At 35.1% G+C, this 12,563-nt stretch carries 12 protein-coding genes; 11 read left to right on the top strand and 1 reads right to left on the bottom strand.

Translation table 11 applies throughout. The features are described 5' to 3' along the window. Positions 1-9: 9 nt before the first annotated feature. The 11 genes from mlaD (at position 10) to citG (ending at position 11,220) form a co-directional block, all read left to right on the top strand. Entirely contained in the window at positions 10-594 is a 585-nt protein-coding gene (mlaD, locus tag B6C99_RS04020) for an outer membrane lipid asymmetry maintenance protein MlaD (protein ID WP_086358651.1), read from the top strand. A 2-nt stretch (positions 595-596) separates the two neighbouring features. Beyond that, entirely contained in the window at positions 597-1,241 is a 645-nt protein-coding gene (gene mlaC, locus B6C99_RS04015) for a phospholipid-binding protein MlaC (protein WP_086358650.1), read from the top strand. Positions 1,242-1,247: 6 nt separating this feature from the next. Continuing rightward, on the top strand, positions 1,248-1,520 hold the full coding sequence (locus B6C99_RS04010; RefSeq protein ID WP_034901259.1) for an STAS domain-containing protein: 273 nt from the start codon (positions 1,248-1,250) through the stop codon (positions 1,518-1,520). An 83-nt stretch (positions 1,521-1,603) separates the two neighbouring features. After that, positions 1,604-1,861: a BolA family protein gene (locus B6C99_RS04005; protein WP_065651460.1), complete on the top strand. Its 258-nt coding sequence runs from the start codon at positions 1,604-1,606 to the stop codon at positions 1,859-1,861. Positions 1,862-1,956: 95 nt separating this feature from the next. Beyond that, a complete protein-coding gene (prlC, locus tag B6C99_RS04000; protein WP_086358649.1) occupies positions 1,957-3,984 on the top strand; it encodes an oligopeptidase A in 2,028 nt (675 codons plus the stop codon). Continuing rightward, positions 3,971-4,708 carry a class I SAM-dependent methyltransferase gene (locus tag B6C99_RS03995; protein ID WP_086358648.1) on the top strand — a complete coding sequence of 246 codons (738 nt, stop codon included), beginning with the start codon at positions 3,971-3,973 and terminating at the stop codon, positions 4,706-4,708. Before prlC ends, B6C99_RS03995 begins: the two co-directional genes overlap by 14 nt. Before the next feature lie 15 nt (positions 4,709-4,723). Then, the gene (gene rsuA, locus B6C99_RS03990) at positions 4,724-5,413 is read left to right on the top strand and encodes a 16S rRNA pseudouridine(516) synthase RsuA (protein ID WP_086358647.1); all 690 of its coding nucleotides are present in this window, start codon (positions 4,724-4,726) and stop codon (positions 5,411-5,413) included. A 66-nt stretch (positions 5,414-5,479) separates the two neighbouring features. Then, entirely contained in the window at positions 5,480-6,742 is a 1,263-nt protein-coding gene (locus B6C99_RS03985; protein WP_216819370.1) for a Bcr/CflA family multidrug efflux MFS transporter, read from the top strand. Then, entirely contained in the window at positions 6,723-7,244 is a 522-nt protein-coding gene (locus tag B6C99_RS03980; protein ID WP_086358646.1) for a gamma carbonic anhydrase family protein, read from the top strand. Before B6C99_RS03985 ends, B6C99_RS03980 begins: the two co-directional genes overlap by 20 nt. 104 nt (positions 7,245-7,348) lie before the next feature. Next, entirely contained in the window at positions 7,349-10,300 is a 2,952-nt protein-coding gene (locus B6C99_RS13640; protein ID WP_086358645.1) for a DNA translocase FtsK 4TM domain-containing protein, read from the top strand. Between the two features lie 26 nt (positions 10,301-10,326). Then, complete coding sequence (gene citG, locus B6C99_RS03970) at positions 10,327-11,220, top strand: triphosphoribosyl-dephospho-CoA synthase CitG (protein WP_086358644.1); 894 nt, start codon at positions 10,327-10,329, stop codon at positions 11,218-11,220. A gap of 27 nt (positions 11,221-11,247) precedes the next feature. Here citG and B6C99_RS03965 read toward each other — a convergent pair whose 3' ends face one another. Beyond that, positions 11,248-12,411: an MFS transporter gene (locus B6C99_RS03965; protein WP_086358643.1), complete on the bottom strand. Its 1,164-nt coding sequence runs from the start codon at positions 12,409-12,411 to the stop codon at positions 11,248-11,250. Positions 12,412-12,563: the final 152 nt, after the last annotated feature.

Below are 12,563 nucleotides of genomic sequence, written 5' to 3'. Positions count from 1 at the left end.
TCATTAAACATGAGTCGTAAAGTTGAAATTACAGTAGGATTATTTATGGTACTGGTGATCTGCTCAGTACTCTTTTTATGCTTTAGAGTTACTGATCCAACATCTTTTGCTAGCCATAATTCTTACCGTGTTTATGCAGTATTTGATAATATTGGTGGATTAAAGGTAAGATCACCAATTAAAATTGGTGGAGTAGTCATTGGTCGTGTCAGTAATATTAGTTTAAAATCAGATAATGGTGATGTTTATAAACCTTATGTTACGATGGATCTAGATGCCCAATACGATAAAATTCCGAGTTCTAGTTCACTTTCTATCAAAACTTCAGGCCTATTAGGTGAACAATTCATTGATATTAATTTTGGATTAGATCAAAACATTGAACAGGAATTAGATGCTTTAGATGCAGACGAAGCCTCTACACCAACCAATAATAATGTCAACAAGAAACCTGTTTATCTTATAGACGGTTATGTGATTAACAATACTAAACCAGCAATGGTTATCGAAGATTTAATTGGACAGTTTTTATATAGTGCTGGTGGATCGTCAGATAAAGACAAAAAACAAGATACTAACGAAAGTAAGGAGTAATTATGTTAACCAGATTGAAACAAAGCTTATTTTTAATACTTGCATTAATGATAAGTACAGCAGCGTTTGCAGAAAATGACCCATATAAAGATATGCAAGTTTCAGCAGACAAAATTTTTAGCACTATGAAAGCGCAATCAGCGACGCTTAAATCAAATCCAAATAAACTTAAAGATATTGTCAGAACTGAGTTACTACCTTATGTACAAGTTAAATATGCTGGTGCACTGATCTTAGGTAATGCGTATAAAACGGCAACAGATACACAACGTACGGCTTATTTTAAAGCTTTCGAAAACTATCTAGTTCAAGCTTTTGCCCAAGCGCTTTCAATGTATAACGGTCAATCTTATCAAGTTGAAGCCCCAAAAGATTTAACCGGTAAATCATTAATTTCTATCCGGGTATTATTAAATCAACCAGATAAAAATCAACAACCGTTACGAATTGATTTCCAATGGCGGAAAAATACCGTAACTGGTGAATGGAAAGCTTATGATTTAATAGCTGAAGGCGTAAGTATGATTACAACCAAACAAAATGAATGGTCAACAATTTTACGCCAAGATGGAATTGATGCATTAACTAAACAGTTAAATGATCTAGCTAATCGCAATATTGATCCAAACGCTAAACAAAAAGGTTAGTTCATCATGTCGCGAATCCAAGCAGAAAAACAACAAAATACACTTAATTTAATCGGTGAGCTTGATGCTCACTCATTAAATGATTTATGGTCAACACAAAATACACTTTTAAATGGTGTAACGGATATTAATGTAACTCAAGTTACCCGAGTTGACTCTTCTGGGCTCGCGACACTGGTCTATTTTTGTAACCAATATAATATCAAATTAACCGGGATCAGCCCCCAGTTACAAACATTAATTGAACTTTATGATTTGCAAACGGTTATTAATCAGTAACTGTTAATGCAAATTCATAATAAAAAACCCCTTTCCTCAAAATTTTTTTAATAAACTGAATATAAATAATAAGAGTTTAAATAATGGATAAGCAAGAAATTATAGCTAAATTAAAAAATTCACTCGACCTTGATGATGTTCATGTAATGACGGATGATGGAAGCCACTTTCAAGTTATTGCAGTTAGTGAAATCTTTGCCGAATTAAGTCGAGTAAAAAAACAACAAGCTATATATGCACCTTTAGCCGAATTTATTAATGATAATCGGATCCATGCATTATCAATCAAAACCTATACACCGACTGAATGGCAACGTGAGCGTAAATTAATGGGTTTATAATTAAACCCAATCAGCATTTTGACTTGAATTAAGGTTTTTAGCCACAACATAATGTTTTATTAAGAACCATAATCATTCGCATAAGGTATCGCAGTATGACTAACCCACTATTAAGCAATTCATCATTACCCCAATTTTCAAAAATTAAACCTGAGCATGTTCTGCCTGCTATTCAAGAGACATTAAACAACTGTCGTAAAACAATCGAATCAGTATTGGAACAAAATAGTGAATACACTTGGGATAACCTAATACAACCCATTGATGAAATGGATGAAAAATTTAGCCGAGCGTGGTCACCAGTTAGTCATCTTAATTCAGTGAAAAATAGTCCTGAATTGCGTGAAGCTTATGAAGCTTGTTTACCATTACTCTCGGAATACAGCACTTGGGTTGGACAACATAAACCATTATATCAAGCTTACAAACAACTTAAAGATAGCAAGCATTATGAAAATTTAAGTAAGGCACAGAAAAAAGTGATCGACAATGCATTACGTGATTTTGAATTATCTGGAATCGGTTTATCAGATGATAAACAAAAACGTTATGGTGAAATTGTTGCTAAACTGTCAGAATTATCATCGCAATATAGTAATAATGTATTAGATGCAACAATGGGATGGTCTAAACTAATTACTAATGTTGACGACTTGTCTGGATTACCTGAAAGTGCCTTAGCCGCAGCAAAAGAACAGGCAAAAGCTAAAAATCAAGAAGGTTGGTTACTGACTTTAGATATGCCAAGTTATTTACCGATTATGACTTACTGTGATAATCGAGACTTACGCTTTGAACTTTATCAAGCATATAATACTCGCGCATCCGATCAAGGGCCTAATGCAGGTAAATGGGATAATACCGATATTATTAAACAAATTTTATCACTTCGTGATGAGCTCGCTAAATTACTCGGTTTTGAAACTTATGCTGACAAATCATTAGCGACCAAAATGGCTGAAACAACCTCGCAAGTTACTGCCTTTTTAACTGATTTAGCCAGCAAAGCCAAACCACAAGGTGAAAAAGAGTTAGCCGATTTAAAAAGATATGCTTATGAGTTCTTTGGAGCTAGCGATATTAAACCTTGGGATATCTCTTATTACAGCGAAAAACAAAAACAACATCTATATACTATCAATGATGAAGAGCTTCGTCCCTATTTCCCTGAACAACGTGTCGTTAGTGGATTATTTGAAGTCGTGCGTCGTATTTTTGGTATTACCGCTAAACAACGCCATGACGTAGAAGTTTGGGCACCAGAAGTAAAATTTTATGATCTTTATGCTGCCAATGGAGAATTAAAAGGTAGTTTTTATCTCGACTTATATGCTCGTGAACATAAACGTTGTGGAGCTTGGATGGATGATTGTATTGGCCAAATGCGTTTTGCCGATGGTCACTTGCAAAAACCTGTAGCTTATTTAACCTGTAACTTTAATCGCCCAATTGGTGATAAACCAGCATTATTCACCCACAATGAAGTCACCACGTTATTCCATGAATTTGGTCATGGATTACATCATATGTTGACTGAAATTGAGGTGTCATCGGTAGCAGGTATTAATGGTGTGCCATGGGATGCCGTTGAATTACCAAGTCAATTTTTAGAGAATTGGTGCTGGCAACCTGAGGCTTTAGAATTTATCTCCGGTCATTATCAAACTGGAGAACCTTTACCTAAAGAGATGTTAGATAAAATGCTAGATGCCAAAAACTTCCAAGCAGCATTATTTATTTTACGTCAATTAGAATTTGGTTTATTTGATTTTAAACTACATAGTAGCAAAACACCTGATATTTTAGAGACATTAAAACAGGTCAGACAACAAGTTGCAGTAGTACCAACTGTTGATTGGGGACGCTTCCCACATGCGTTTAGCCATATTTTTGCCGGTGGTTATGCGGCTGGTTATTATAGTTATCTTTGGGCGGAAGTTTTATCAGCAGATGCATTTTCTCGTTTTGAAGAAGAAGGGATTTTTAATGAATCAACCGGTAATGCATTTCTTGATCATATTTTGTCTCAGGGTGGCAGTGATGAACCTATGACATTGTTTAAAAATTTCCGTGGTCGTGAGCCACAACTTGAGGCATTACTTCGTCACTATGGAATCCACTAATGTCAATACTGCTCAGCTAAAACAATTAGCTGAGCAGTGGTTATCTGATCATATCGAACTTCCATTTGTTTTAGTTAGTCAAGCTCATCAATTTGAGTTACAAAAAACCGATGAGCCAAAATTAGGTGCAGTCGCAGTTAATTTTGTGTCAGGCACAATGGCACATCGTCGTCAATTTGGTGGTGGTCGTGGTGAAGCAATCGCTAAAGCCGTTGGCGTTAAAGGTAATTACTTACCAACCGTTATAGATGCCACTGCTGGATTAGGACGAGATGCCTTCGTATTAGCTTCTATTGGCTGTCAGGTTACAATGTTTGAGCGTCATCCGGTGGTAGCAGCCTTACTCGCTGATGGACTTGATCGTGCTTATCAAGATCCGACTATTGGTCAATTATTACAAAAACAGTTACGTTTAATTTATAATTCAAGCTTACATGGACTCAGCTTATATCACGATAAACCTGATGTTGTGTATCTTGATCCGATGTTTCCACATCGACAAAAAAGTGCATTAGTCAAAAAAGAGATGCGTATTTTTCAACAATTAGTCGGTAGTGATCTTGATGCCGAAAGTTTGCTCGAACCGGCAAGGCGATTAGCCAAAAAACGAGTTGTTGTCAAACGGCCTGATTATGCACCATTTTTAGCCAATCAAAAACCAACGGCTGAAATTAAAACTAAAAATCATCGTTTTGATATTTATACACCATTAGATTGTATATAGGAACAGTATTTAAATATGCGACTGGATAAATTTCTTGCTCACCATTTAGGTGTGAGTCGAACAATAGTCAATAAAGAACTTAAAGCCCAAAAAGTTACCGTTAATGGTGATATTGTCAAATCAGGTGCTTATCATATCTCACCAGATCACATTGTAGAATATGATGGTTTCGAAATCGTCCCTATTACCGAAAATCGCTACTTTATGCTCAATAAACCACAAGGTTATGTCTGCTCTACTGATGATCCAGATCATCCAACTATCCTCTATTTTATTGATGAACCTATGGCAGAAAAACTGCATTCCGCAGGCAGACTGGATCTTGATACCACTGGTTTGGTTTTATTAACCGATGATGGTAAGTGGTCACATCGAATAACTTCACCTAAACATCATTGTGAGAAAGTCTATCAAGTGACGGTTGAACAACCACTTACTGCTAATCTTATTGATATATTTAAACAAGGCATTCAGTTAAAAAGTGAAAAAACTCTGACCGAACCAGCTAAATTGATTATCATTGACGATTATCATGCAGAACTCACTATAAGCGAAGGGCGATATCACCAAGTAAAACGAATGTTCGCAGCGGTAAATAACCATGTCACCCAATTACATCGCAAACAGATCGGCAATATTGTTCTTGATATACCTGAAGGCGAATATCGGCCGCTTACTCAGGACGAGATCAATTCGTTTAATTAGTATTTTTGATTAGATTGAATAAATAATTATTTTTTTGCTAAATTTTAGCTCTAAAGGAATAACGAAGTGCAAACACAAGATCCGCAAATAGAAATCAAAGTTTCTAAACAAGCACTCATTTTTATTCTTGGTTTAATTTCAATGTTGATGCCATTATCCATTGATATGTATTTGCCAAGTATGCCAACTATTGCCGAAAAATTTAATGTTGCCGACTCCACTGTACAATTAACGATAAGTTGTTATTTATTAGGATTTTCACTAGGCCAACTTTTATTTGGGCCCCTAACCGATAGCTATGGACGACGAAAAGTTTTAACTTTTGGGCTAATTATCTTCATCATTGCTGCATTATGTTGTGGTCTAGCTGCCAATATAAATCAATTAATTACTGCCCGCTTTTTTCATGGCATAGCGGCATCAGCAACTACAATTGTCATTAATGCATTAATGAAAGATATTTATCGTGATCGTGATGAGTTTTCAAAAATGATGTCTTTTGTCATGCTCATCTCCAATGTTGCCCCACTACTTGCACCAATTATTGGCGGTTTTATTTTATTTTGGTTTGACTGGCAAGCGAACTTTTATGTGCTTAGTTTAATGGCTCTCATCTGCCTTGGTTTGGTAACAATCAATATTCCTGAAACCTTAGCTAAATCGAAACGTGATAAATTCAGCATAATTAGAATTTTAAGTAATTTCATTGCGTTATTTAGACATAGGCAAGTATTTACTTATATGATGATTGGTGCATTTTCTGGAGCAGGATTATTCTCGTTTCTCAGTCTGGGGCCATTTGTTTATATTAATTTACATGGCGTTGCTTCAATCAATTTTGGTTATTATTTTGCTATAAATATTTTAGTTATGATATTTATGAACACCCTAAATAGCCGTTTGGTACGACGAGTTGGCTCGATAAAAATGATGCAATTGGGATTATTAATTCAGTTTGTAATGACAATTGGAATGGCAATTACCAGTATATTTAACTTAGGATTTTTCTTTTTAGTTATCTTCATTTCCGGTTATATCGGTTGCATACCAACAATTGGCGGTAATTGTATGGCGGTAATACTTGATAGCTATTCTCATATCGCCGGTACCGCCTCCTCACTTGCCGGCACGATTCGCTTTGCTGTTGCCGGCGCCATTGGTGTTATACTTTCTACACTCGTTTCAATACATACCACAACCTCAGTTACTAATAGTTTGACTGAATCGTTAATGGTTGGTTCAATGGTGATCTGTAACTTCTTAGCCGTCGGTTTATTTTTGAATGTTAGAAATATAACAAGGAAAAAACATGATTTATCAACTAGGTAACTTGAAACCACAAATTAATCCAACTTGCTTTATTGCCAAATCTGCCGATATTATTGGTGATGTGGTTTTAGATGAAAATGTATCTATCTGGTTTAATGCAGTTTTACGTGGCGATATCGCCAAGATACATGTTGGTAAAAATAGTAATGTCCAAGATAATACTACTATTCATATTGAAACTGATGTCTCATGTATTATTGGTGAAAACGTGACAATTGGCCATAACGTCATTTTACATAGCTGTACGGTCGAAGATAATGTTTTAATTGGTATGGGCAGCACAATTTTAAATAATGCTAAAATTGCCAAAAATTGCTTAGTAGGCGCTAACTCGCTGGTTACTCACAGCTTAACTTATGAGGATGGTTGTTTAATTATGGGGTCACCAGCTAAAATTATTCGTAAATTGACTGAGAAAGAAATTCAAGCCAATATTAAAAATGCTCAAAATTATGTCTTGAATGCAAAAAGGTTTAATCAAACCTTAGTCCTACTAGACTAATACTTGCTAATAAATCAGTTTTTATACTCCATTCAAGTTATGAGTAGGTTTAATTTATGATAAAATAGCTAAAATTTTAATTAAGATAGCTTTTAGGTACTTGTTTGAAAAAATCTAAAATTACTAGTAGACAAATTATTATTCAATTAATTCTATTAACATTAATAGGATTGTCTATTTGTTTATTTTTATCACTTTTTACTTACAACCCATCGGATCCGGGTTGGTCACGTACTGCTTGGCATTACCCTATTAGCAATTTCGGCGGTTATATAGGAGCATATATTTCTGATATTTTATTTCAATTTTTTGGATTAGTCGCTCATAGTCTACCCGCAATTATTATCTTCTTTTGTTTACAATTAATGAGGTATTTTTACCGCTATGCTAATGATCCAGTTAATTATTTCAGTGTCTCGTTCCGAATAATCGGTATTTTAGCTTTTATTCTTAGTTGTTGCGGTTTTTTCACTCTTAATATTCGTGACCCAGAACAATTTCAAGCTGGTGGTTATCTAGGCTCAATAGTCATCGAAAGTCTCTTACCTGTTATGAGCAGCTTAGTCACCTCATTAGTTTTACTTGCAACAACGTTAGCTTGTGTAACGCTATTGACGGGGTTCTCATGGCCATATCTATTCGAAAAGATTGGCGCATTGGTTATGTTAATTCTATCGCCAATAAAATGGTTATTTACGCCAGATAAAGTTCCTCAATCTACGTTTTCCAATCAAGGTAGTGAATTAGTAATAGAAAAACATCCACAGTTTGATCTGCCTCTCGATGGTGATAGTAGGGCGAATGAAGATGATAATTTACAAAAAATAACGGTAAATACTGCAACAGTATCGCCTGAATTTGATACAACCAAACCAAATCCTACTTCATTAGAAGATGAAAAATTCATAAAAACGGCAGCACAATTATTACAAACTATCGAAGCTAACACTGCAACTACAGAAGAAACTCATGATGTAACTGAAAAGGTAGCCAAAAAAGACCTTAATCCTGACGCAATATTAGCGCGAATGGAAACCATATTAAAAAATATGAATGAAGGTGGTGCAACTAATTCTACTAATTTGGCAGAATCTAATGACCAAACGGATAGTCAAGAAATTATCCAACCATTCGAAGAAGATAAATACACAATAGCCGATTCGCCAAGTAAACCATTATTTATTTTGGAACATCATGAACCTGAAATAAATATAAATCATCCTACTTTTAATAGCGAGAGTGTGATTGAACCAACTGTGATCCAACCAGTTGAGGATGAAATATCACCAAGTATTACTCAAGAATATAATAACTATCAATCGAATGATATTCCAGACAACTTTGAGATACCTGAGGATGTTGATATCTCATTTCTTAAACAAGAAAATCCTACTATAGATGATATTTATTTAAATGATGTTGCTATCGAAGAAACGACACAACCACTAACCTCTTTAACTCAAACGGCACCGATTATCTATGAAGATACAGAAGAAGATAATGAAGATGAGGGAGAAAGCCTAATTCATCCGTTATTACAACGGAATGATAAACCATTACCCAAGCCAACTACTCCACTACCTTCGTTGAGTTTATTAACGCCACCACCAACAACAAGAATTGAGGTTGATCATGTTGCGTTAAATGCAATGGCACAGCAAATTGAAAAAAGTTTATCTGATTATCGAGTAAAAGCTCGCGTTGTTGATTATTTACCAGGTCCTGTGATTACGCGTTTTGAAATTGAATTGGCCCCGGGTATTAAAGCTGCCAGAATATCAACACTGGATCGTGATTTAGCTCGTTCCTTATCTATGCCATCAGTGAGGGTTGTAGAAGTAATACCAGGTAAACCTTATGTCGGTATTGAATTACCTAATCAAAATCGCCAAACCGTTTATTTCAGAGAAGTATTAGACAGCCCACAATTCAAAAACGCTCAATCTCCACTGACGGTCGTTTTAGGAAAAGACATTGCTGGACAATCGGTGGTTGCCGATTTAGCTAAAATGCCACATTTATTAGTTGCAGGAACAACTGGTTCAGGTAAATCAGTTGGTGTTAATGCCATGATATTAAGTATTTTATACAAATCACAACCGGAAGATGTTAGGTTCATCATGATTGATCCTAAAATGTTAGAACTCTCTATCTATGAAGGAATACCACATCTGTTAACTCAAGTCGTCACCGATATGAAAGATGCGGCAAATGCTCTTAACTGGTGTGTGAATGAAATGGAAAAACGCTATCGATTAATGTCAGCTTTGGGCGTTCGTAACATTGCTGGTTTTAATGAGAAAATCAAGCTTGCGGAAGAGATGGGACGACCAATTCCAGATCCACTCTGGAAACCAACCGATAGTATGGATCTAGAAATGCCGACGCTTGAAAAACTTCCATATATTGTGGTTATGGTTGATGAATTTGCCGATTTAATTATGGCTGTTGGTAAAAAAGTAGAAGAGTTAATTGCTCGACTTGCCCAAAAAGCCCGAGCTGCAGGTATTCATTTGGTACTAGCTACCCAAAGACCTTCTGTTGATGTTATTACCGGTTTAATTAAAGCCAATATACCAACCCGAATTGCATTTACAGTTTCAAGTAAAATTGACTCACGAACCATTTTAGATCAAATGGGTGCGGAATCTCTGCTTGGTATGGGTGATATGCTCTATTTAGCGCCTAATAGCTCTATTCCTGTTCGTGTTCATGGCGCTTTTGTCCGTGATGAAGAAGTTCATGCCGTCGTACAAGATTGGAAAGCGCGTGGTAAGCCTAAATATATTGAAAATGTAACAGTCTCAACCGACGATAGCGAAAGTGGTAGCTTTGATACTATTGATGAAGAACTTGATCCATTGTTTGATCAAGTGGTTTCTTTCGTCATTGAAACTCGTAGAGCATCAATATCCAGTGTTCAACGTAAATTTAGAATTGGTTATAACCGAGCCGCACGAATTGTGGAACAAATGGAAATGGAAGGCATTATAAGTGCACCTGCCCATAATGGTAATCGAGAAGTACTTGCTCAAGCATCTCATAATGATTATTAAGCTTAATTGTAAAGGCAGCCTATTCCATGAGTAATTATTTAGCCCAAGTAATTAGCTTAGAATCGAAATTGATAAGTCACAATGTTTTGAGCTCACCGACAATATTGGCGGTACAAGCGTTAATTAGAGAGATCTGCTTATCACCCAAACCTGGATTGGTTGATATGAACAATAATGGTTCACATCACGATATGAATTTTCAAACATTCATAACAAGTATTAACGCTATTTCAAATTGGTTTGAACGTTTCTATCAATATGGTAAACATAATGCCAACGTTGCAGCACCTGATTTTTTAGCAAATATTCGACCAATTGGTCTTGAATGTGAAACAGCGATGTTTAGTGCAACTAAACAGATTAATACTCATAAAGGTGGAATATTTGCCTTTGGTCTATTACTAAGTGCCATTGGTAAATTAGAGCAACTTAAATTACAAACAACTATTCCGATGATCTGTAATGAAGTAGCCAATATTTGCCACCGTATGGTTAATAACGAATTATCACAAAATAACCGCAGCCACTCAGTAGGAGAACGGCTTTTTAAACAACATAATCTTACCGGAGCAAGAGGCGAAGCTGAATCAGGATATACAACCGCACGTGAGATATCACTCCCAATTTATCAAGAAATGTTGAATAGTGGCTATAATGAAGAATCAGCCCTATTACAAGCAATGCTATATTTACTAGCTTACAATCAAGACACAAACCTAGTTTCCAGAGGAGGATTGGCCGGATTAGAATTCGTGCAAAATGAAGCAAGAAATTTAATTCAGGAAGGCGGCGTTATGCATCCAAATGGACTGGAAATGATTGCTAAATTAGATGACGAACTGATAAAACGTCATTTAAGCCCAGGTGGATCAGCGGATCTAATTGCCGTTACTTGGTTTTTATCTAACTATTCAAAATAATATTTATCCTTCTAATACTGAAAAATTTTAGCAAATGTCGCTTTTAAATTTTAAACAATAGATTATTGATAAAATTGCAGCAATCATTGCTATGCCGGCTAAACTGAAATAAGCAATAGTCATCGACCATCGCAAACTGATCATGCCAAAAATAATGGGAAATAGTGTCATACCTAATGCATAAATAGCTTGAAACAATCCCATTGCCGCTGAACGAGCATACGATGGTACATCTATCATCGCTTCAAAATTTAAAAATGAAAATAAAATACCTGTTCCTATACCAGGAATAATTTGTAAGAGTAAAATACTATAAACATAAGATACTTGAGGTACCAAAATACAATAAAGTGCTAATAATAAAAAAGAAAAAATTACCCAGCCTGATGTACTTAATAAATTGATCCATTTGGTTGCTGCTAATTTGGAAAATAAAACTGAAGATAACATATAGACCATTGAGGAGATCCCAATTAAAGAGGCATTGCCCCCTAAATCACTCAGTATCTGATTGGTAAAAGACATTGTGGTAGACATTTGAATTCCTTGCTGAATTAAAGCAAGAAATGAAAAAAATAATAATTTTCGATTACATAAAGCGCTGAATAAAAGATGATAATTAAAATCATGATGGATCTTTTCTGGATATTTAAGTTTTATTGCTAAGATAAACGCCACTAAGCCACTTAAGCAGCTAAGCAAACAGATTCCCCCCATGTGAATGTAATCATATAATAATGTACTGGTTAGAAAAGCTAAAAATACACCTAGATTATTTACCATTATAATTAAACTGGTTGCATAACCTTTTTTAGATTTAGGATAAAAACCTAAAAAAAGTACCATAAAAGATATCCACATTGCACTTGCGAAACCAGAAATTATGTTACCAATCAAAAAACCGGAACCGTTCGGTTCAATAATACGAATTACTGAAGCTATTCCAGCAAAAAAAGCTCCTATTATAATAAAGATTTTGTGCTTTTCTTTTACATTGGCTAATAATCCTATAGGTAATCTTAAAAATAATTGTGACAAACCATAAGCACTAACTACCACCCCGATTACATTGGTCGATAAATTTATTGCAGCAAGATACGGGGTTTGATAAGGAATATAGATATATTGTGCATACCAGAAAAAAAACACTATACACAATAGTAAAAAAGACTTTTTTTGGGCTGATTTCATTTATTCACAATTTTAATAGGTATAATTATTACTTCTAAAAATATATCTAAATAAGTTATTTAGCAATAATTAAGGCTAACTTGTCTATTTTTTTAAACTATGCTAGCTTGAAACAGATAAATGAAGTGATAAAAATTAATCTCACTAAAGTA

Source organism: Gilliamella sp. N-G2, assembly GCF_002142215.1.
GTDB lineage: Bacteria > Pseudomonadota > Gammaproteobacteria > Enterobacterales > Orbaceae > Gilliamella.
Note: the sequence above shows the minus strand (reverse complement) of the source record. Positions and strands in the feature narration are given on the sequence as shown.

Bases quoted from the DNA above. Each gene is read 5' to 3' on its own strand.
- citG (WP_086358644.1), top strand. From the start codon at position 10,327: ATGAGTAATTATTTAGCCCAAGTAATTAGCTTAGAATCGAAATTGATA.
- mlaC (WP_086358650.1), top strand. From the start codon at position 597: ATGTTAACCAGATTGAAACAAAGCTTATTTTTAATACTTGCATTAATG.
- prlC (WP_086358649.1), top strand. From the start codon at position 1,957: ATGACTAACCCACTATTAAGCAATTCATCATTACCCCAATTTTCAAAA.
- B6C99_RS04005 (WP_065651460.1), top strand. From the start codon at position 1,604: ATGGATAAGCAAGAAATTATAGCTAAATTAAAAAATTCACTCGACCTT.
- rsuA (WP_086358647.1), top strand. From the start codon at position 4,724: ATGCGACTGGATAAATTTCTTGCTCACCATTTAGGTGTGAGTCGAACA.
- B6C99_RS03995 (WP_086358648.1), top strand. From the start codon at position 3,971: ATGGAATCCACTAATGTCAATACTGCTCAGCTAAAACAATTAGCTGAG.
- B6C99_RS03965 (WP_086358643.1), bottom strand. From the start codon at position 12,411: ATGAAATCAGCCCAAAAAAAGTCTTTTTTACTATTGTGTATAGTGTTT.
- B6C99_RS04010 (WP_034901259.1), top strand. From the start codon at position 1,248: ATGTCGCGAATCCAAGCAGAAAAACAACAAAATACACTTAATTTAATC.
- mlaD (WP_086358651.1), top strand. From the start codon at position 10: ATGAGTCGTAAAGTTGAAATTACAGTAGGATTATTTATGGTACTGGTG.
- B6C99_RS03980 (WP_086358646.1), top strand. From the start codon at position 6,723: ATGATTTATCAACTAGGTAACTTGAAACCACAAATTAATCCAACTTGC.